The organism is Enterobacter sp. 22452 (assembly GCF_052045065.1).
Classification (GTDB): Bacteria; Pseudomonadota; Gammaproteobacteria; order Enterobacterales; family Enterobacteriaceae; genus Enterobacter; species Enterobacter mori.
In genome coordinates this window covers 31126-48629 of sequence record NZ_JBQEOB010000006.1, presented here as the reverse complement: position 1 = coordinate 48629, position 17504 = coordinate 31126, and the positions used below count along the sequence as shown (strand labels likewise).

The window sequence follows — 17504 nt, the reverse complement described above, 5'->3', positions numbered from 1 at the left end:
CTCGCTCATTTCAACTTGGGTTAATCCGTTATTTTACCCTTTTCCACGGTAAACATCTTCGAATTTTCGTCCGACATGTCTATAACGTGTTCAGCGCTAATGGCGCTGACGAAAACCTGCGACTGCGTGGCTTTTAAGCGGCTGGCAAGCAGTCCGCGCCGCGCGTCGTCGAGTTCCGAGGCAAAATCATCTATCAGGTACAGGCAGCGTCTTCCGCTCTCGCGGGTGAGAAACTCGCCCTGTGCCAGGCGCAGCGCACACATCAGGAGCTTGAGCTGCCCGCGCGACAGCGTGTCTTCCACCGGCGCACCGTCGGCACGAATGCGGAAATCCGCCTTGTGCGGGCCGTGCGCGGTGTAGGTCAGCATGCGGTCGCGCTCGAAGTTTCTCTCTAACACCTCGGCATAATCCGTCTCTTTCTCCCAGCCGCGCTGGAAGGAGAAGGTGAGAGAGAATTCGGGTAAAAACTGTTTGCAGGTGTCGGCCATGTCTTCGGCGATACCTGCGCTGTATTCGGCACGCCAGTTGCTGATTTGTTCCGCGAGAGGGATTAATTCCCTATCCCACGGACGCAGCTGGGCGTAGCGTGTAACCTGGCGCAACGCGGCGTTACGCTGCTTTAGCAGGCGCTTCAGGTTGCTCCAGGCGTTAAAGAAACCGGCTTCGTTGTGAAAGCATCCCCAGTCGAGGAACGCTCTTCTGTATTTGGGGCCGCCGTTGAGTAAAGTAAACCCCTCCGGCGTAATCAGCTGCATTGGCATCAGCAGCGCCAGCTCTGCCACTTTATGGCCGTCGGTGCCGTCGATGCGCACCTTGCTGTCGCCCTGCTTGTCTTTGGTCAAGCCAATGGCGGTTTCCCGCTCCGCCCCCTGCAAACGACCGTGCAGAACAAAGGATTCCTGCTCGTGGCGAATGACGCGACCAATCTGCAAACTGCGAAACGCCCGACCGTGGCCGAGCGTATAGATGGCTTCCAGCACGCTGGTTTTGCCGCTGCCGTTTGCGCCAACCAGGAAGTTAAAGCCAGGGGATAAAGCGAGATCCGCGCTTTCGATATTGCGAAAGTCGCGGATCAACAGACGGGTGAGCGACATTACAGTCTCATTGGCATGACAACATAAGCCGCGCTTTGGCTGGCCGCATCTTCAATCTGTACGCTTGAAACGGAGTCGGTCAGCAGAATACGCACGTTCTCGCATTTCAGTGCATTGAGCACATCCAGCACGTAGCTGACGTTAAAGCCGATTTCCATCTCGGTTCCGGCGTAGGTGACGTCCAGAATTTCTTCTGCCTCTTCCTGCTCCGGGTTGTTAGCGGTGATTTTGATCTGGTTTTCACTCACGTACAGGCGCACGCCGCGGAATTTCTCGTTAGAGAGGATCGCGGCACGGGCAAAGGCCTGCTTGAGGCTGTCGCAGCCTGCTTCCAGCGTTTTGTCCGGGTTCTTCGGCAATACGCGGCGATAATCAGGGAAACGACCGTCAACCAGCTTCGAGGTGAAGACAAAATCACCCACGTGTGCGCGGATGTTGTTGCTGCCGATCTGCACGCGCAGCGGCGTGTCGCCACCGTCGAGCATACGCATCAGCTCAATCACCCCTTTACGCGGCACGATCACCGAATGGTTTGGCAGTGAGTCGCCAATCGGCATAGAACAGACCGCCAGACGGTGGCCGTCGGTGGCTACGGTACGCAGCTCTTCACCTTCGGTTTCGAACAGCATGCCGTTTAAATAGTAACGAACGTCCTGATGCGCCATGGAGAACTGCGTGGCTTCAATCAGACGCTTCATCGTCGCCTGTGGCAGGGTGAATTCAACTTCGCTCTGCCAGTCGTCCAGGTTCGGGAAGTCTGCAGCAGGCAGCGTGGAGAGCGAGAAACGGCTGCGGCCAGAACGCACCAGCATGCGGTCGCCTTCCAGCTGCACGGCGATTTCAGCGCCTTCCGGCAGCCCACGGCAGATATCAAAGAATTTACGTGCCGGAACCGTGGTCGCGCCCGCGTCGTGCGGCTGAGTCAGCGTAACGCGTGCGATCATTTCCATTTCCAGATCCGTGCCGGTCAGCGACAGCGTACCGTCCGCGACCTGAAGCAGCAGGTTTCCGAGAATAGGCAGCGTTGGGCGGCCACCTAATGGGCCACTCACCTGTTGCAGCGGTTTTAATAAATGTTCACGTTCAACGGTAAATTTCATAGCGTCACGATGATAATGTTCTGATTAAATTGGAAAAATCTTCTTTTATGTCGTGGCTTTCTTCGCGTAACTGCTCAATCTTACGACAAGCGTGCAGCACGGTCGTATGGTCACGGCCACCAAACGCATCCCCGATTTCCGGCAGACTGTGGTTGGTTAACTCCTTTGCCAGCGCCATCGCCATCTGACGCGGACGCGCCACCGAGCGGGAACGACGTTTAGACAGTAAATCTGCCACTTTGATCTTGTAGTACTCAGCCACCGTCTTTTGAATATTGTCGATGGTGACCAGTTTTTCCTGCAATGCCAGCAAATCGCGCAGCGCTTCACGCACAAAATCGATGGTGATCGCACGACCGGTGAAGTTGGCGTTGGCAATCACACGGTTCAGCGCGCCTTCCAGCTCGCGCACGTTGGAGCGCAGACGCTTGGCAATAAAGAACGCCACTTCACCCGGCAGGCGAATGTCGTTTTCATCGGCTTTCTTCATCAGGATCGCGACGCGGGTTTCCAGCTCCGGTGGCTCGATCGCCACGGTCAGGCCCCAGCCGAAGCGGGATTTTAGACGATCTTCAACGCCGTTGATCTCTTTTGGATAACGATCCGAGGTCAAAATGATCTGCTGATTGCCTTCCAGCAGGGCGTTGAAGGTATGGAAAAATTCTTCCTGCGATCGTTCTTTATTAGCAAAGAACTGGATGTCATCGATCAGCAGCGCGTCAACGGAACGATAGTAGCGTTTAAACTCTTCGATCGCATTGTTTTGCAGGGCTTTTACCATGTCCTGAACGAAGCGCTCGGAGTGCATATACACCACTTTCGCATTAGGCTTGCGCGCCATAATGCCGTTACCCACCGCATGCAGCAGGTGCGTTTTACCCAGACCCGTGCCGCCATAAAGGAACAGCGGGTTATAAGCACCACCGGGGTTATCAGCAACCTGACGGGCCGCCGCGCGCGCCAGCTGGTTCGACTTACCTTCAACGAAGTTATCGAAGGTGTGCTTAACGTTAACGTTAGAGCGATAGGTTGGCTCAGCGGGCGCAGGGACGTTATCCCAGCCCTGACGAGCAGGTGCGACGCGAGGGGCCGGAGCAGGAGCGGCCTGAGCAGGCGCGGCTACGTTCACGGTTTCACGTACGGTTTGGGTGACCGGCTTTGTGCCCACTTCAAAGCGCAGCTGTGGGGCATCTGACCCGCAGAAATCGTTCAGCAGCCCATTGATGTTATTAAGGTACTTGTCCCTTACCCAATCGAGCACAAAACGGTTTGGCGCATACAAAGCCAGCGTGTTATCGCTCAGTTCCGCCTGCAACGGGCGGATCCACATACTGAATTCTGTGGCTGGTAACTCATCCTGCAATCGGGCAAGACACTGCTGCCAAAGCGAAAGTGACACGGCGGACTCCACTCGAACAATAAAAGAAAACTATTGAATATTCATGATTGTTGGCGCACATCGACATGACCCTGTGCAAAAGGGGGATGTGCGAATTGCTATCTGCAATTTAATCCTGACCAGGATCCTGGGATCCCGATCGGGACCGCGGATCATAGCCTAAACTGAGCCAGAGATCTTCTGTTTCTCACAGATTCTTCCCGATTTATCCACAGGAAGATCCGAAACCGGGTAAGTGTAAACGATCCTGACGCGAGTGCCCCACGATTTAGCCCGCATATTGGAAAAATTAATGAGCACAGACAATTTATTGCTTAAATGATCTAACGAAGATCCGGGACGATCCTTGCGCTTTGTTCGGGAGCCCGTATAATCCTCGACCCGGCGCGTGATGCTCATCTTCCTGCGTCGTCCGTTGCTCATTTTCCACGCGAAAACGTGCGGAAATACGCGGGAAATAAGGAAAGAGAATTGACTCCGGAGTGTACAATTATTACAATCCGGCCTCTTTAATCACCCACGCTGAGGCGTTAGTCGTTCGAAACTCGTTCGGGTATACGCAAAAGTCAGTGAATTTATTCAAGTTTAGGTAGAAATCGCCATGAAACGCACTTTTCAACCGTCTGTACTGAAGCGCAACCGTTCTCACGGCTTCCGTGCTCGTATGGCTACTAAAAATGGTCGTCAGGTTCTGGCACGTCGTCGTGCTAAAGGCCGCGCTCGTCTGACCGTTTCCAAGTAATAAAGCTAACCCCTGAGTGGTTAAGCTAGCATTTCCCAGGGAGTTACGTTTGTTAACTCCCACTCATTTCACTTTCGTCTTCCAGCAGCCACAACGGGCTGGCACGCCGCAAATCACCATCCTCGGCCGCCAAAATTCGCTGGGGCATCCCCGCATCGGTCTCACAGTCGCCAAGAAAAATGTTAAGCGTGCGCATGAACGCAATCGGATTAAACGTCTGACGCGTGAAAGCTTCCGTTTACGTCAACACGAACTGCCTTCTATGGATTTCGTGGTGGTGGCGAAAAGGGGGGTTGCCGACCTCGATAACCGTGCTCTCTCGGAAGCGTTGGAAAAATTATGGCGCCGCCACTGTCGCCTGGCTCACGGGTCCTGATAGCCCTCATTCGGGTCTATCAGCGCCTGATTAGTCCGCTACTCGGGCCACATTGCCGTTTCACGCCAACATGCTCAAGCTACGGAATTGAGGCATTGCGCAGGTTTGGAGTGATAAAAGGCAGTTGGTTGACGGTGAAACGCGTATTAAAATGCCACCCTTTACACCCAGGTGGAGACGACCCCGTCCCTCCAGGACCCTTTGATACCAGAGAACACTAACGATGGATTCGCAACGCAATCTTCTTATCATCGCTTTGTTGTTCGTGTCTTTCATGATCTGGCAAGCATGGGAACAGGATAAAAATCCTCAACCCCAGCAGCAGACCACGCAGACGACGAGCAGCCAGGGGAGTGCCGCCGACCAGGGCGTACCGGCCAGTGGCCAGGGGAAACAGATTACGGTTAAGACCGATGTGCTTGAGCTGACTATCAACACCCGTGGTGGTGATGTTGAGCAGGCGCTGCTGTTGACCTACCCGAAAGAGCTGAAGTCTACCGAACCGTTCCAGTTACTGGAAACCACACCTGAGTTCCTGTATCAGGCTCAGAGTGGCCTGACCGGTCGTGATGGCCCGGATAACCCGGCTAACGGTGCGCGTCCGCTGTATACCGTCGAGAGTGATACCTTTGTGCTGGCCGATGGTCAGAACGAACTCGCTATCCCGATGACCTACACCGACGCCGCGGGCAACACCTTCACCAAAACCTTCACCCTGAAACGCGGTGAATATGCGGTGAACGTGGGCTACAGCGTACAGAACGCCGGTGAGAAACCGCTGGAAATCTCGACCTTTGGTCAGCTGAAGCAGTCCATCAATCTGCCGTCCCACCGTGACACTGGAAGCAGCAACTTTGCGCTGCATACCTTCCGCGGCGCGGCGTACTCCACGCCTGATGCGAAGTACGAGAAATACAAATTCGACACCATTGCCGATAACGAAAACCTGAACGTCAGCTCCAAAGGCGGTTGGGTGGCCATGCTGCAGCAGTATTTCGCGACCGCGTGGATCCCGAATAACGACGGTACGAATAACTTCTACACCGCGAACCTGGGCAACGGTATTGCAGCTATCGGCTACAAGTCTCAGCCGGTTCTGGTGCAGCCGGGTCAAACCGGTAAGCTGGCAAGCACCCTGTGGGTCGGCCCGGAAATCCAGGACAAAATGGCTGCTGTTGCGCCGCACCTGGATCTGACCGTCGATTACGGCTGGTTGTGGTTCATCTCTCAGCCGCTGTTTAAGCTGCTGAAGTTCATCCACAGCTTCCTGGGTAACTGGGGCTTCTCCATCATCGTTATCACCTTCATCGTTCGTGGCATCATGTACCCGCTGACTAAAGCGCAGTACACCTCCATGGCGAAGATGCGCATGCTGCAGCCGAAGATTCAGGCTATGCGTGAGCGTCTGGGCGATGACAAACAGCGTCAGAGCCAGGAAATGATGGCCCTGTATAAAGCAGAGAAAGTGAACCCACTGGGTGGTTGCTTCCCGCTGCTGATTCAGATGCCAATCTTCCTTGCGCTGTACTACATGCTGATGGGCTCCGTTGAGCTGCGCCATGCGCCGTTCGCACTGTGGATCCATGACCTGTCTGCACAGGACCCGTACTACATCCTGCCGATCCTGATGGGCGTGACGATGTTCTTCATCCAGAAGATGTCACCGACCACCGTGACCGACCCGATGCAGCAGAAGATCATGACCTTTATGCCGGTCATCTTCACCGTGTTCTTCCTGTGGTTCCCGTCAGGTCTGGTGCTGTACTATATCGTCAGCAACCTGGTGACCATCATCCAGCAGCAGCTGATTTACCGTGGTCTGGAAAAACGTGGCCTGCATAGCCGCGAAAAGAAAAAGTCCTGATTCGGTAAGTTAACGCTAAAATAAGGGCGGTCGATTGACCGCCTTTTTTATTTGTATTGAACGAGACCAACCATGAGCCATAACGACACTATCGTCGCCCAGGCAACCCCACCGGGACGCGGTGGTGTAGGCATTCTGCGCATCTCCGGCCTGAAGGCGCGCGAGGTGGCCGAAGCGGTGCTGGGTAAACTGCCAAAGCCGCGCTACGCTGATTACCTGCCGTTTAAAGATACCGACGGCACGCCGCTGGACCAGGGCATTGCGCTGTGGTTCCCCGGCCCGAACTCCTTTACCGGCGAAGACGTGCTGGAGCTGCAGGGCCACGGCGGCCCGGTTATCCTCGACCTGCTGTTAAAACGTATTCTGACCCTGCCGGGCCTGCGCATTGCGAAGCCGGGCGAGTTTTCCGAGCGTGCTTTCCTCAACGACAAGCTCGACCTGGCGCAGGCCGAGGCGATTGCTGACCTGATCGACGCCAGTTCTGAACAGGCGGCCCGCTCCGCCCTGAACTCGCTGCAGGGGGCATTCTCCGCGCGCGTGAATCACCTAGTGGAAGCACTTACTCACCTGCGCATCTACGTCGAAGCGGCTATCGACTTCCCGGATGAGGAGATCGACTTCCTCTCTGACGGTAAAATCGAAGCCCAGCTCAACCAGGTGATGAACGATCTCGACGCCGTGCGTGCCGAAGCGCGCCAGGGTAGCCTGCTGCGTGAAGGGATGAAGGTGGTGATTGCCGGACGCCCTAACGCCGGGAAATCGAGCCTGCTGAACGCCCTGGCGGGCCGTGAAGCGGCAATCGTCACCGACATTGCCGGAACCACCCGCGACGTGCTGCGCGAGCATATCCACATCGACGGGATGCCGCTGCATATCATCGACACCGCCGGTCTGCGCGACGCGAGCGACGAGGTCGAACGCATCGGTATCGAACGCGCCTGGCAGGAGATCGAGCAGGCCGACCGCGTGCTGTTTATGGTGGACGGCACCACGACCGACGCCGTCGACCCGGCTGACATCTGGCCAGACTTTATCGCCCGTCTTCCGGCCAAGCTGCCGATCACCGTGGTGCGTAACAAAGCGGACGTCACCGGCGAAACGCTGGGCATCAGCGATGTGAACGGTCACTCACTGATTCGCCTGTCGGCGCGTACCGGTGAAGGCGTTGACGACCTGCGTAACCATCTCAAGCAGAGCATGGGCTTTGACACCAGCATGGAAGGCGGCTTCCTGGCGCGTCGCCGTCACCTGCAGGCGCTGGAAGAGGCGGCGAACCACCTTGTTCAGGGTAAAGCGCAGCTGATCGGCGCGTGGGCGGGCGAACTGCTTGCGGAAGAACTGCGCCTGGCGCAGCAGAATCTGAGCGAGATCACCGGGGAGTTTACGTCGGACGATCTGCTGGGAAGGATTTTCTCAAGCTTCTGTATCGGTAAGTAATACCCGCTCAGTCATGGTGATTTCCTCCAGGGAAATCACCATTGTCCAAATGGCAACTCGCCTAATCCCTTTTCACCCCCTATCCTGCATGCCTGCATTTATGGGGGGTTTATGGCTCGTTTTCTGTTTTGTAGTTTCGCGTTGGTTCTGCTTTATCCGTCGGGCATTGATATGTATCTGGTGGGACTCCCCCACATCGCCCGCGATCTGGGTGCCAGCGAAGCGCAACTGCACATCGCGTTTTCGGCCTACCTCGCGGGGATGGCGTCGTCGATGGTGTTTGCCGGGAAGATTGCGGATAAAGCAGGCCGTCAGCCTGTCGCGATAACAGGTGCCATCATTTTTGCCATGGCGTCCATTCTCTGCTCACAGGCGCAAAACAGCACCCTGTTCCTGTCGGGCCGCTTCATTCAGGGCATTGGAGCCGGTGGCTGTTACGTCGTCGCCTTTGCGATTTTGCGTGACACCTTAAGCGCCCAGCGCCGCGCCAAAGTGCTGTCGATGCTGAACGGTATTACCTGCATCATCCCGGTGCTGGCACCCGTAGTGGGCTACCTGATCATGCTGAAATTCCCGTGGCAGAGCCTGTTCTGGACCATGGCGGCGATGGGTGCGCTGGTCTTTATTTTGTCTATCACCGTACTGAAAGAGACCCATCCCGGCTCGCAGAATACGGGCCACACCGCAACCCTTCACCCAGCTGAAAAGCTGCTTAACCGCTTTTTCCTCAGCCGACTGGCCGTGACCACGTTAAGCGTGGCGGTGATCCTGACCTATGTAAACGTTTCCCCTGTCTTGCTGATGGAAACCATGGGCTTCGATCGCGGTCAGTATTCAACGGTGATGGCACTGACCGCGATGGTCAGTATGGCTGTCTCATTTTCTACCCCGTTTGCGCTGAATATCTTTCGCCAGCGCACGCTGATGCTGGCCTCACAGGCATTGTTCCTTGCCGCAGGCGTGATTCTGGCGACCGCGAGTTCGCACGCGGTGATGCTGGTGGGCATCACGCTCATCTGCGCCGGTTTTTCCGTCGGCTTTGGCGTGGCGATGAGCCAGGCGCTCGGGCCGTTCTCGCTGCGCGCGGGTGTAGCTAGTTCGGTATTGGGCATTGCGCAGGTCTGTGGTTCATCGCTGTGGATTTGGCTGGCAGCCGTTCTTGGTCTTAACGCGCTGAATATGCTGATCGGGATTCTGATTGGCTGTAGCATTGTCTGCATTACCTTACTTATGGTCATCCAGCCCGCGGCGCATTATGAAGAAGCCCATCAGCAGTCTCGATCTTAATCTCCTGCTTTGCCTGCAGCTTTTGCTGCAGGAGCGCAGCGTCACCAAAGCCGCGAAGCGGATGAACGTGACGCCGTCTGCGGTGAGTAAATCACTGGCCAAGCTGCGCGACTGGTTCGAAGACCCGCTGTTTGTGAAAACGCCGTTAGGGCTGCTGCCTACCCCGCTGACGGTAAGCCTGGAGCAGGATCTGGCCGACTGGATGCAGATTGGCAATCAGATCCTCGATAAATTTCACCATGACTCCCCGGGCGGGCTGACGTTCGTGCTGGCCGCCGAAACGCCGTTGATGCTGATCCGCTTTAACGCCCTGCTGGAGCAGGTGAACCAGCGCTATCCGCAGGCTACGGTGAAGATGCGCCACTGGGATTACGATTCGCTGGACGCTATTACGCGTGGAGAGGTGGATCTGGGATTCACCGGGCGCGAAACGCACCCGCGATCGCGTGAATTGCTGAAGCTAATGCCGTGGTTTATCGACTACGAGATCCTGTTTAGCGACCGTCCGTGCGTGTATCTGCGTGAGGATCATCCGGCGCTCCAGGAGGAGTGGAACCTGGAGACCTTTCTGCGCTACCCGCATATCAGCATTTTCTGGGAACGCAGCGACACCTGGGCGCTCGACGAGGTGCTAAGAGAGATGGGGCGCGAGCGTAATATCGCCATGAGCCTGCCCGGCTTCGAGCAGTCGATGTTTATGGCTGCACAGCCCGGCCATAACTATATCGCCACCGCACCTTACTACTGCCATCACTACAATCAGCTCCACCAGCGAAAACTGATCGCACTTCCTATTCCCATTGACGAAGCGCAGGCTGAAAAGCTGACCGTGCCCTTCACCATGATTTGGCATAAACGGAACAGCCATAACCCCAAAATCCTTTGGCTGCGTGAAACAATCAAAGCGCTGTACGCCGCTCCAGGTCCTGTTTTTGCCTAAGAAAATGTAAAGTTCGGTCCTAAGTCTTCTCTTACGCCGATTTACTGATTAAAACAGGAGTCAAGTTAAGCGATAATCATGTAACCGTTTAACCGATTACGACCATTATCAAGGAGCGAAAAATGGCAACGCACTTTGCAAGAGGGATACTTACAGACGGACATCTCGTATCGGCCAGAATTTCTTCAGCCTGTCACAGTGAAGCGCTCACGCTTCCGGAGCACCGCAGGACGCGGTTTTTAGCCTCCAGAGCACTTCTCGCTGAGCTTATGTTCATGCTCTACGGCACCAGTGAGCTACCGGACATTATTATCCAGCCAGAAGGCCGTCCGGTCTTCGCTGACCCGGAACTCCCCCGGTTTTCCATCGCCTATACTGGCAACATTATTGGTGTCGCACTCACTACCGAAGGCGACTGTGGACTGGATATGGAACTTCAGCGCGCGACGCGCAGCTTCCACGGTGCTAACGCGCATAACGACTACCCGCTTTCCAGCAATGAAAAGCTGTGGGTACGCAATCAAAACGATCCTGTTGAAGCCAGAGCCCAACTCATTACCCTGCGTCAGAGCATTCGTAAGCTCTGTGGGTGTGCGTCTGACGATGCCAGCCTGTTGCAACTCCTGCCAGGATCGGGACGCCTGCGTGCCACGAGAGCCACGCTGGTTGAAGCGCTCAGCGATGCCGAGGACGTGTTGATCTGGTCCATTGCCGTCACCCCGGCCATCGAACGCATGAAAATCTGGGAATTTGACAGTCAACAGGGATGGCGTAGCCTTCCTGATGTGCCCGAGCGCGCCAACGAGCCCGCCGCGCGCCTGATGCGTTTAACCAGTTTACCGGCAGAAAAAGCAATCACTCTTAGCTGATCCATTCAGGGTCATCATGATGAAACAGGAGTAATCATGTCTGATACGTTGAAAGTTGTTACGTTACTGGGAAGCCTGCGCAAAGGTTCATTTAACGGGATGGTCGCCCGCACCCTGCCACAGCTGGCACCTGCGGGGATGGAAATTAGCGCCCTGCCGTCCATTGGCGATATTCCGCTTTACGATGCTGACGTTCAGCAGGAAGAGGGATTCCCGCAGAGCGTTGAGGCGCTGGCGGAGCAAATTCGCCAGGCTGACGGGGTGGTCATCGTCACGCCAGAGTATAACTACTCGGTGCCGGGCGGCCTGAAGAATGCCATTGACTGGCTGTCCCGTTTGCCTGAACAGCCGCTGTCAGGCAAACCGGTTCTGATCCAGACCAGCTCGATGGGCGCGATTGGCGGCGCGCGCTGCCAGTATCACCTGCGCCAGATCCTGGTGTTCCTGGATGCGATGGTGATGAACAAGCCGGAGTTTATGGGCGGTGTGATTCAGAACAAGGTCGACCCGCAGACGGGTGAAGTGGTGGATCAGAGCACGCGTGACCATCTTTCTGGTCAGCTGACCGCGTTTGGGGATTATATTAAGCGGGTGAAGGCGTAAGCTCATTGCGGCCTGATGCCCTCACCCTGGCCCTCTCCCACGGGGAGAGGGAACAAACATGTTTATTTGGCGTCGATAAACACAATCTTCAGCACAAACAGCAGTGCTACAACGATCACACACGGGCTCAGTTCGCGGAAGCGACCCGTACCGACCTTCATCACGCAGTAAGAGATAAAGCCCAGCGCGATACCTTCGGTAATCGAGAAGCTGAACGGCATCATCACGGCGGTGATAAACGCCGGTACCGCTTCGGTTAAATCTTCCCATTTCACGCGCGCCAGGCTGGACGTCATCAGCACGCCTACGTAGATCAGCGCGCCTGCGGCCGCATACGGTGGAACCATCCCCGCCAGCGGAGAAAGGAAGATCACCAGCAGGAACAGCAGGCCGACGACAACCGCCGTCAGGCCGGTACGGCCACCCACAGAGACGCCGGAAGAGGATTCAATGTAAGCGGTAACAGACGAGGTGCCGATGAAAGAGCCAGCGACGGAGGAGACGCTGTCCACAAACAGCGCCTGCTTCATGCGCGGGAATTTGCCTTTCTCGTCCGCCAGACCCGCTTTGTCGGTCACGCCGATCAGCGTACCGGAGGAGTCAAACAGGTTAACCAGCATGAAGGAGAAAATCACGCCCGCCAGACCGAGGTTCAGGGAGCCCGCCAGGTCAACGTGACCAATAACGGTAGAGACGCTCGGTGGCGCGGAGACGATCCCGTGATACTGGACATCGCCCAGCATCCAGCCCAGCAGCGTGGTGACCACGATGGACACCAGCACCGCCGCGTGAATATTGCGGGAAGCCAGGATCGCGATGATAAAGAAGCCCAGCACGCCCAGCAGCACGCTGTGAGAGGTCAGGTTGCCGATGCTCACCAGCGTTTCCGGGTTCGCCACGATCACACCGGCGTTTTTCAGACCCATCATGCCGATGAACAGGCCGATACCGCTGGTGATACCCACGCGCAGGCTCACCGGGATATTGGCAATCATCCAGTAGCGCACGCGGAAAATGGTCAGCAGCAGCAGGCCAACGGCGCCCCAGAAGATAGCGCCCATGCCAACCTGCCACGGCAGGCCCATCGCCTGAACGACCACGAACGCGAAGAACGCATTCAGACCCATTGCCGGTGCCAGCGCAACCGGCAGGTTAGCGAACACGCCCATCAGGATGCTGCCAAGGGCGGCAATCAGACAGGTGGTCACGAAGACGGCGCTGGTATCCATGCCAGCAACGCCCAGAATTTGCGGGTTAACAAAAACGATATACACCATCGTCAGGAAGGTGGTGAAACCGGCGATCACTTCGGTGCGTGCCGTCGTGCCGTGCTCGCGCAGTTTGAACACGCGCTCAAGCAGACCCTGACCAGATGTCTGGGTTGTGTGTTGTTGACTCATCATCAATTTCCGAACAAGGAGGGAAAATTCGTCGCTATCCTATACCAAAATGCGACAATAGTGGCGGTTATGAGATACTTTTTTCATTGATTTTGCTTATACGGCAACGATTGCGTCTCGTTAAACTGCCGTACGTAAACGTTAAACTTGTTAAAAGGGAAAGGCATGTCCGGAATTGAAGCGGTATTTTTCGACTGCGACGGAACGCTGGTCGACAGTGAGGTCATTTGTTCCCGCGCATATGTGGCCATGTTCCAGGAATTTGGCATTACGCTCGATCTCGAAGAGGTGTTCAAACGCTTTAAGGGCGTGAAGCTGTATGAGATCATCGACATCATTAACCAGGAACACGGTGTGGATCTGGCGAAAGCCGATCTGGAACCGGTGTACCGCGCCGAGGTCGCACGCCTGTTCGACTCCGAGCTGGAAGTTATCGCCGGGGCTAACGCGTTGCTGGATGCGATGACGGTGCCAATCTGCGTGGTCTCTAACGGCCCGGTCAGCAAAATGCAGCACTCGCTGGGCAAGCTTGAGATGTTGCACCATTTCCCGGAAAAACTGTTCAGCGGCTACGATATCCAGCGCTGGAAGCCCGATCCGGCGCTGATGTTCCATGCGGCAAAAGCGATGAACGTCAACGTCGAGAACTGCATTCTGGTGGATGATTCGTCCGCGGGTGCACAGTCGGGGATTGATGCGGGCATGGAGGTGTTTTACTTCTGCGCCGATCCGCACAACAAGCCGATCGAGCATCCAAACGTGACAACCTTTACCGATCTGGCACAACTGCCGGAACTGTGGAAGGCGCGCGGGTGGGATATTACTCGCTGAAAAAACAAAGCCGGATGGCGCTAACGCTTATCCGGCCTACAAGGCTCGTAGGGCCCCGCCACAAACATCACTCTTTCGGATCTTTACCCGCCAGCAGCTTGTCCAGCTCGTCGCCGCCCACGTGACGGAAGTCCTGACCTTTCACGAAGTAGAAGATGTATTCGCAAATGTTCTGGCAGCGGTCGCCAATACGCTCGATGGAGCGCGCGCAGAACAGGGCAGTCAGTACGCTTGGGATGGTACGGGAATCTTCCATCATGTAGGTCATCAGCTGACGCACGATGCCTTCATACTCCTGGTCGACTTTCTTGTCTTCACGGTAAATACGCACCGCTTCGTCCAGATCCATACGCGCAAAGGCATCGAGCACGTCGTGCAGCATCTGCACGGTGTGACGGCCCAGCGACTCCAGGCTCACCAGCAGCGGCTGGTGCTGCTGAGAGAACTTCTCCAGCGCGGTGCGGCAGATTTTATCCGCAACGTCACCAATACGCTCCAGCTCGGCAATGGTCTTGATGATCGCCATCACCAGACGCAGATCGCTCGCCGTCGGCTGGCGTTTCGCGATAATGCGCACGCAGGCTTCGTCGATAGCCACTTCCATCATGTTGACGTTTTTGTCGCCTTCAATGACGCGCTTCGCCAGCTCGCTGTCCTGGTTGTGCATCGCCGTAATTGCATCAGAAAGCTGCTGCTCGACCATGCCGCCCATGGTCATCACCTGGGTGCGAATGCTTTCCAGCTCTGCGTTGAACTGGCCGGAAATGTGTTTATTAAGATTGAGGTTGTCCATGGTTTCTCCACATGCACTAAGGCAAATCAACCGTAGCGGCCAGTAATATAATCTTCGGTTTGTTTCTTCGCGGGCCTGGTGAACAGCGCATCCGTATCGCTGAACTCAATCAACTCGCCCAGATACATAAACGCCGTATGATCGGAACAACGCGCAGCCTGTTGCATGTTGTGGGTCACGATAACAACGGTGTAATCCTGCTTCAGCTCGGTGATGAGCTCTTCAATACGGCCGGTTGAGATCGGGTCCAGCGCTGAACACGGCTCATCCAGCAGCAACACTTCCGGGCGAATGGCGATACCGCGCGCAATGCACAGACGCTGCTGCTGACCACCGGAGAGAGAGTAACCGCTCTGGTGCAATTTATCTTTGGTTTCGTTCCATAATGCGGCCTTGGTCAACGCCCACTGCACGCGCTCGTCCATATCGGCGCGGGAGAGCTTTTCAAACAGGCGCACGCCAAAGGCGATGTTGTCATAAATCGACATCGGGAACGGCGTGGGTTTCTGGAACACCATACCTACTTTGGCACGCAGCAGGGCGATATCCTGGGCCTGGGTCAGAATGTTTTCGCCGTCCAGGATGATTTCACCTTCGGCGCGCTGCTCCGGATAGAGCGAATACATTTTGTTAAAGGTACGCAGCAGCGTGGATTTTCCACAGCCGGATGGACCGATAAATGCCGTGACCTGGTTCTTCGCGATATCCAGGTTGATGTTCTTCAGGGCATGGAATTTGCCGTAGTAGAAGTTCAAATCACGAACCTGAATCTTACCCGGGGCAGTATCAACCATACTCATTGACTCATTTCCTCATTCGGCGCCGCGAGCTGCCGCGCCGTAAAAATTTAACCGTGTTTCTTCTTCGCGAAAATGACGCGCGCCAGAATGTTCAGCAACAGTACGCAAAGGGTAATGATCAGCACCCCGGCCCAGGCCAGCTGCTGCCACTCCGCGAATGGGCTCATCGCAAATTTAAAAATCGTCACCGGCAGGTTGGCGATCGGCTGCATCATGTCCGTACTCCAGAACTGGTTGGAGAGGGATGTAAACAGCAGTGGCGCCGTTTCACCTGCAATACGCGCAATCGCCAGCAGGATACCGGTCATGATCCCGGAGATAGACGCTTTCAGCGTAATCGCGGAGATCATCTTCCATTTCGGCGTACCCAGCGCGTAAGCCGCTTCACGCAGGCTGTCCGGCACCAGTTTCAGCATGTTCTCGGTGGTACGAATGACGATAGGCACCTGCAGCAGCGCCAGCGCAATCACACCCGCCCAGCCGGAGAAGTGTTCCATCTGCGCCACCACGACGGTGTAGACGAACAAACCCACCACGATAGACGGCGCGGACAGCAGAATGTCGTTGATGAAGCGAATCACTTCCGCCAGCCAGGATTTACGCCCATATTCTGCCAGGTAGATGCCCGCCATAATGCCCAGCGGCGTGCCGAAGACCGTCGCCCACAGGATCAGCAGGCCGCTACCCGCCAGGGCGTTCGCCAGACCACCACCCGCCGTGTTTGGCGGAGGCGTCATCTCGGTGAACAGCGCCAGCGACATACCGTCAATTCCACGAACGATCGTCGAGAAGAGGATCCAGACCAGCCAGAACAGGCCGAATGCCATCGTCGCCATAGAGAGCGTTAACGCAATCCGGTTTTTTATGCGGCGTTTGGCCTGCATTTTGCGGCGGGACTCCGCCAGTTCAGCGGTAGCTTGCATTTCGAGAGTTGCCATTAGCGCGCTCCCTCATTTTTAGCGAGACGCATAATCATCAGCTTGGAAATCGCCAGAACAATGAAGGTGATAACAAACAGAATCAGCCCCAGCTCCATCAGCGCCGCAACGTGCAGGCCGGATTCCGCTTCCGCAAATTCGTTTGCCAGTGCAGAGGTAATACTGTTGCCCGGCATGTAGAGCGACACGCTGTCGAGCTGGTAGGTGTTACCGATGATAAAGGTAACCGCCATGGTTTCACCCAGCGCACGACCTAAGCCCAGCATCACGCCCCCGATCACCCCATTTTTGGTGAACGGAAGAACAATGCGCCAGATAACTTCCCAGGTGGTGCAGCCGATACCGTAGGCTGACTCTTTCATCATCACCGGGGTCTGTTCGAAGACATCGCGCATAACCGCCGCAATGTAAGGAATAATCATAATGGCGAGGATCACACCCGCTGCCAGAATACCGATACCGAATGCCGGGCCTGAGAACAGGGCCCCCACAAACGGAATGGCGGAAAGCACGTTACCGACCGGCTCCTGGAAGTACGTTGCGAACAGCGGAGCAAAGATGAACAGACCCCACATGCCGTAAACGATACTTGGAATGGCCGCCAGCAGTTCGATAGCAATACCGAGCGGGCGTCGCAGCCAGCCAGGCGCCAGCTCCGTCAGGAACAGAGCAATACCAAAGCTCACCGGAACCGCAATCAGCAGGGCGATGAACGAGGTCACCAGCGTGCCGTAAATTGGCACCAGGGCTCCGTAGATATCGTTCGGCGCGTCCCACTCTTTAGTCCACAGGAAGGAGAACCCAAATTTCTGGATGCTCGGCCAGGAGGAGAAAATCAGAGACACGATAATGCCGCCCAGCAGCAATAGCACAATCAGCGCAGCCAGTTTGACCAGCGCGCTGAAAATCATGTCACCTTTTTTACCCGGAGGGTTAAATGCAGGCTTGGTTGCAGCCATAAATCACTCTTCTGTTTGAGACGTTTTTACGAATATGCCCGGTGGCGCTAACGCTTACCGGGCCTACAGATT

At 55.9% G+C, this 17504-nt stretch carries 18 protein-coding genes and 1 pseudogene; 11 read left to right on the top strand and 8 right to left on the bottom strand.

Annotation, left to right across the window (positions count from 1 at the left end):
* Window positions 1-20 precede the first annotated feature (20 nt).
* Genes recF through dnaA form a run of 3 tightly spaced genes read right to left on the bottom strand, consistent with a single transcriptional unit; the run spans window position 21 to window position 3593 of the window.
* Window positions 21-1094 (bottom strand): DNA replication/repair protein RecF, encoded by a 1074-nt coding sequence (gene recF, locus ACTJJA_RS17450; protein ID WP_010426556.1) that lies wholly within the window; start codon window positions 1092-1094, stop codon window positions 21-23.
* Window positions 1094-2194 carry a DNA polymerase III subunit beta gene (gene dnaN / locus ACTJJA_RS17445; protein ID WP_010426557.1) on the bottom strand — a complete coding sequence of 367 codons (1101 nt, stop codon included), beginning with the start codon at window positions 2192-2194 and terminating at the stop codon, window positions 1094-1096. The genes recF and dnaN overlap by 1 nt, the downstream gene beginning before the upstream one ends.
* Window positions 2195-2198: 4 nt before the next feature.
* On the bottom strand, window positions 2199-3593 hold the full coding sequence (dnaA, locus tag ACTJJA_RS17440; protein WP_010426558.1) for a chromosomal replication initiator protein DnaA: 1395 nt from the start codon (window positions 3591-3593) through the stop codon (window positions 2199-2201).
* Window positions 3594-3915: 322 nt separating this feature from the next.
* Between dnaA and ACTJJA_RS17435 the strand changes: the two are divergent.
* From ACTJJA_RS17435 to ACTJJA_RS17390, 10 genes and pseudogenes are all read left to right on the top strand, one after another.
* Window positions 3916-3966: pseudogene (locus tag ACTJJA_RS17435) on the top strand (hypothetical protein); the annotation flags it as partial.
* 228 nt (window positions 3967-4194) lie between these two features.
* Complete coding sequence (gene rpmH / locus ACTJJA_RS17430; RefSeq protein ID WP_000831330.1) at window positions 4195-4335, top strand: 50S ribosomal protein L34; 141 nt, start codon at window positions 4195-4197, stop codon at window positions 4333-4335.
* A gap of 16 nt (window positions 4336-4351) precedes the next feature.
* Window positions 4352-4711 (top strand): ribonuclease P protein component, encoded by a 360-nt coding sequence (gene rnpA, locus ACTJJA_RS17425; RefSeq protein ID WP_010426559.1) that lies wholly within the window; start codon window positions 4352-4354, stop codon window positions 4709-4711.
* Window positions 4675-4932, top strand: coding sequence for a membrane protein insertion efficiency factor YidD (gene yidD / locus ACTJJA_RS17420; protein WP_001307474.1), 258 nt, complete (start codon window positions 4675-4677; stop codon window positions 4930-4932). The genes rnpA and yidD overlap by 37 nt, the downstream gene beginning before the upstream one ends.
* A gap of 2 nt (window positions 4933-4934) precedes the next feature.
* Window positions 4935-6575: a membrane protein insertase YidC gene (gene yidC, locus ACTJJA_RS17415; protein WP_089598331.1), complete on the top strand. Its 1641-nt coding sequence runs from the start codon at window positions 4935-4937 to the stop codon at window positions 6573-6575.
* A gap of 72 nt (window positions 6576-6647) precedes the next feature.
* Complete coding sequence (gene mnmE, locus ACTJJA_RS17410) at window positions 6648-8012, top strand: tRNA uridine-5-carboxymethylaminomethyl(34) synthesis GTPase MnmE (protein ID WP_032662070.1); 1365 nt, start codon at window positions 6648-6650, stop codon at window positions 8010-8012.
* 111 nt (window positions 8013-8123) lie between these two features.
* Window positions 8124-9299: an MFS transporter gene (locus ACTJJA_RS17405; protein ID WP_431139400.1), complete on the top strand. Its 1176-nt coding sequence runs from the start codon at window positions 8124-8126 to the stop codon at window positions 9297-9299.
* The gene (gene yidZ, locus ACTJJA_RS17400; RefSeq protein ID WP_440668794.1) at window positions 9268-10239 is read left to right on the top strand and encodes an HTH-type transcriptional regulator YidZ; all 972 of its coding nucleotides are present in this window, start codon (window positions 9268-9270) and stop codon (window positions 10237-10239) included. The genes ACTJJA_RS17405 and yidZ overlap by 32 nt, the downstream gene beginning before the upstream one ends.
* 122 nt (window positions 10240-10361) lie before the next feature.
* Window positions 10362-11108, top strand: a complete 747-nt coding sequence (locus tag ACTJJA_RS17395; protein ID WP_172701409.1) for a 4'-phosphopantetheinyl transferase family protein — start codon at window positions 10362-10364, stop codon at window positions 11106-11108.
* 36 nt (window positions 11109-11144) lie between these two features.
* On the top strand, window positions 11145-11711 hold the full coding sequence (locus ACTJJA_RS17390; protein ID WP_014833835.1) for an NADPH-dependent FMN reductase: 567 nt from the start codon (window positions 11145-11147) through the stop codon (window positions 11709-11711).
* A gap of 62 nt (window positions 11712-11773) precedes the next feature.
* On the opposite strand, the gene adeP is transcribed toward ACTJJA_RS17390, so the two are convergent.
* On the bottom strand, window positions 11774-13111 hold the full coding sequence (adeP, locus tag ACTJJA_RS17385) for an adenine permease AdeP (protein ID WP_440668793.1): 1338 nt from the start codon (window positions 13109-13111) through the stop codon (window positions 11774-11776).
* A 165-nt stretch (window positions 13112-13276) separates the two neighbouring features.
* On the opposite strand from adeP, the gene yieH reads away from it, so the two are divergent.
* On the top strand, window positions 13277-13942 hold the full coding sequence (gene yieH / locus ACTJJA_RS17380) for a 6-phosphogluconate phosphatase (RefSeq protein WP_089598336.1): 666 nt from the start codon (window positions 13277-13279) through the stop codon (window positions 13940-13942).
* Between the two features lie 67 nt (window positions 13943-14009).
* On the opposite strand, the gene phoU is transcribed toward yieH, so the two are convergent.
* From phoU to pstC, 4 genes are read right to left on the bottom strand one after another with little or no spacing between them, the layout of a single operon-like run.
* Complete coding sequence (gene phoU, locus ACTJJA_RS17375) at window positions 14010-14735, bottom strand: phosphate signaling complex protein PhoU (RefSeq protein ID WP_008500182.1); 726 nt, start codon at window positions 14733-14735, stop codon at window positions 14010-14012.
* 26 nt (window positions 14736-14761) lie between these two features.
* Window positions 14762-15535, bottom strand: a complete 774-nt coding sequence (pstB, locus tag ACTJJA_RS17370; RefSeq protein WP_010426574.1) for a phosphate ABC transporter ATP-binding protein PstB — start codon at window positions 15533-15535, stop codon at window positions 14762-14764.
* 47 nt (window positions 15536-15582) lie between these two features.
* Complete coding sequence (gene pstA / locus ACTJJA_RS17365) at window positions 15583-16473, bottom strand: phosphate ABC transporter permease PstA (protein WP_010426576.1); 891 nt, start codon at window positions 16471-16473, stop codon at window positions 15583-15585.
* A complete protein-coding gene (gene pstC, locus ACTJJA_RS17360) occupies window positions 16473-17432 on the bottom strand; it encodes a phosphate ABC transporter permease PstC (RefSeq protein WP_023333924.1) in 960 nt (319 codons plus the stop codon). The genes pstA and pstC overlap by 1 nt, the downstream gene beginning before the upstream one ends.
* Window positions 17433-17504: the final 72 nt, after the last annotated feature.

Coding starts and splice junctions, on each gene's coding strand:
- recF (WP_010426556.1), bottom strand. CDS start 1,094: ATGTCGCTCACCCGTCTGTTGATCCGCGACTTTCGCAATATCGAAAGC.
- dnaN (WP_010426557.1), bottom strand. CDS start 2,194: ATGAAATTTACCGTTGAACGTGAACATTTATTAAAACCGCTGCAACAG.
- rpmH (WP_000831330.1), top strand. CDS start 4,195: ATGAAACGCACTTTTCAACCGTCTGTACTGAAGCGCAACCGTTCTCAC.
- yidD (WP_001307474.1), top strand. CDS start 4,675: ATGGCGCCGCCACTGTCGCCTGGCTCACGGGTCCTGATAGCCCTCATT.
- yidC (WP_089598331.1), top strand. CDS start 4,935: ATGGATTCGCAACGCAATCTTCTTATCATCGCTTTGTTGTTCGTGTCT.
- mnmE (WP_032662070.1), top strand. CDS start 6,648: ATGAGCCATAACGACACTATCGTCGCCCAGGCAACCCCACCGGGACGC.
- ACTJJA_RS17405 (WP_431139400.1), top strand. CDS start 8,124: ATGGCTCGTTTTCTGTTTTGTAGTTTCGCGTTGGTTCTGCTTTATCCG.
- yidZ (WP_440668794.1), top strand. CDS start 9,268: ATGAAGAAGCCCATCAGCAGTCTCGATCTTAATCTCCTGCTTTGCCTG.
- ACTJJA_RS17395 (WP_172701409.1), top strand. CDS start 10,362: ATGGCAACGCACTTTGCAAGAGGGATACTTACAGACGGACATCTCGTA.
- ACTJJA_RS17390 (WP_014833835.1), top strand. CDS start 11,145: ATGTCTGATACGTTGAAAGTTGTTACGTTACTGGGAAGCCTGCGCAAA.
- adeP (WP_440668793.1), bottom strand. CDS start 13,111: ATGAGTCAACAACACACAACCCAGACATCTGGTCAGGGTCTGCTTGAG.
- yieH (WP_089598336.1), top strand. CDS start 13,277: ATGTCCGGAATTGAAGCGGTATTTTTCGACTGCGACGGAACGCTGGTC.
- phoU (WP_008500182.1), bottom strand. CDS start 14,735: ATGGACAACCTCAATCTTAATAAACACATTTCCGGCCAGTTCAACGCA.
- pstB (WP_010426574.1), bottom strand. CDS start 15,535: ATGAGTATGGTTGATACTGCCCCGGGTAAGATTCAGGTTCGTGATTTG.
- pstA (WP_010426576.1), bottom strand. CDS start 16,473: ATGGCAACTCTCGAAATGCAAGCTACCGCTGAACTGGCGGAGTCCCGC.
- pstC (WP_023333924.1), bottom strand. CDS start 17,432: ATGGCTGCAACCAAGCCTGCATTTAACCCTCCGGGTAAAAAAGGTGAC.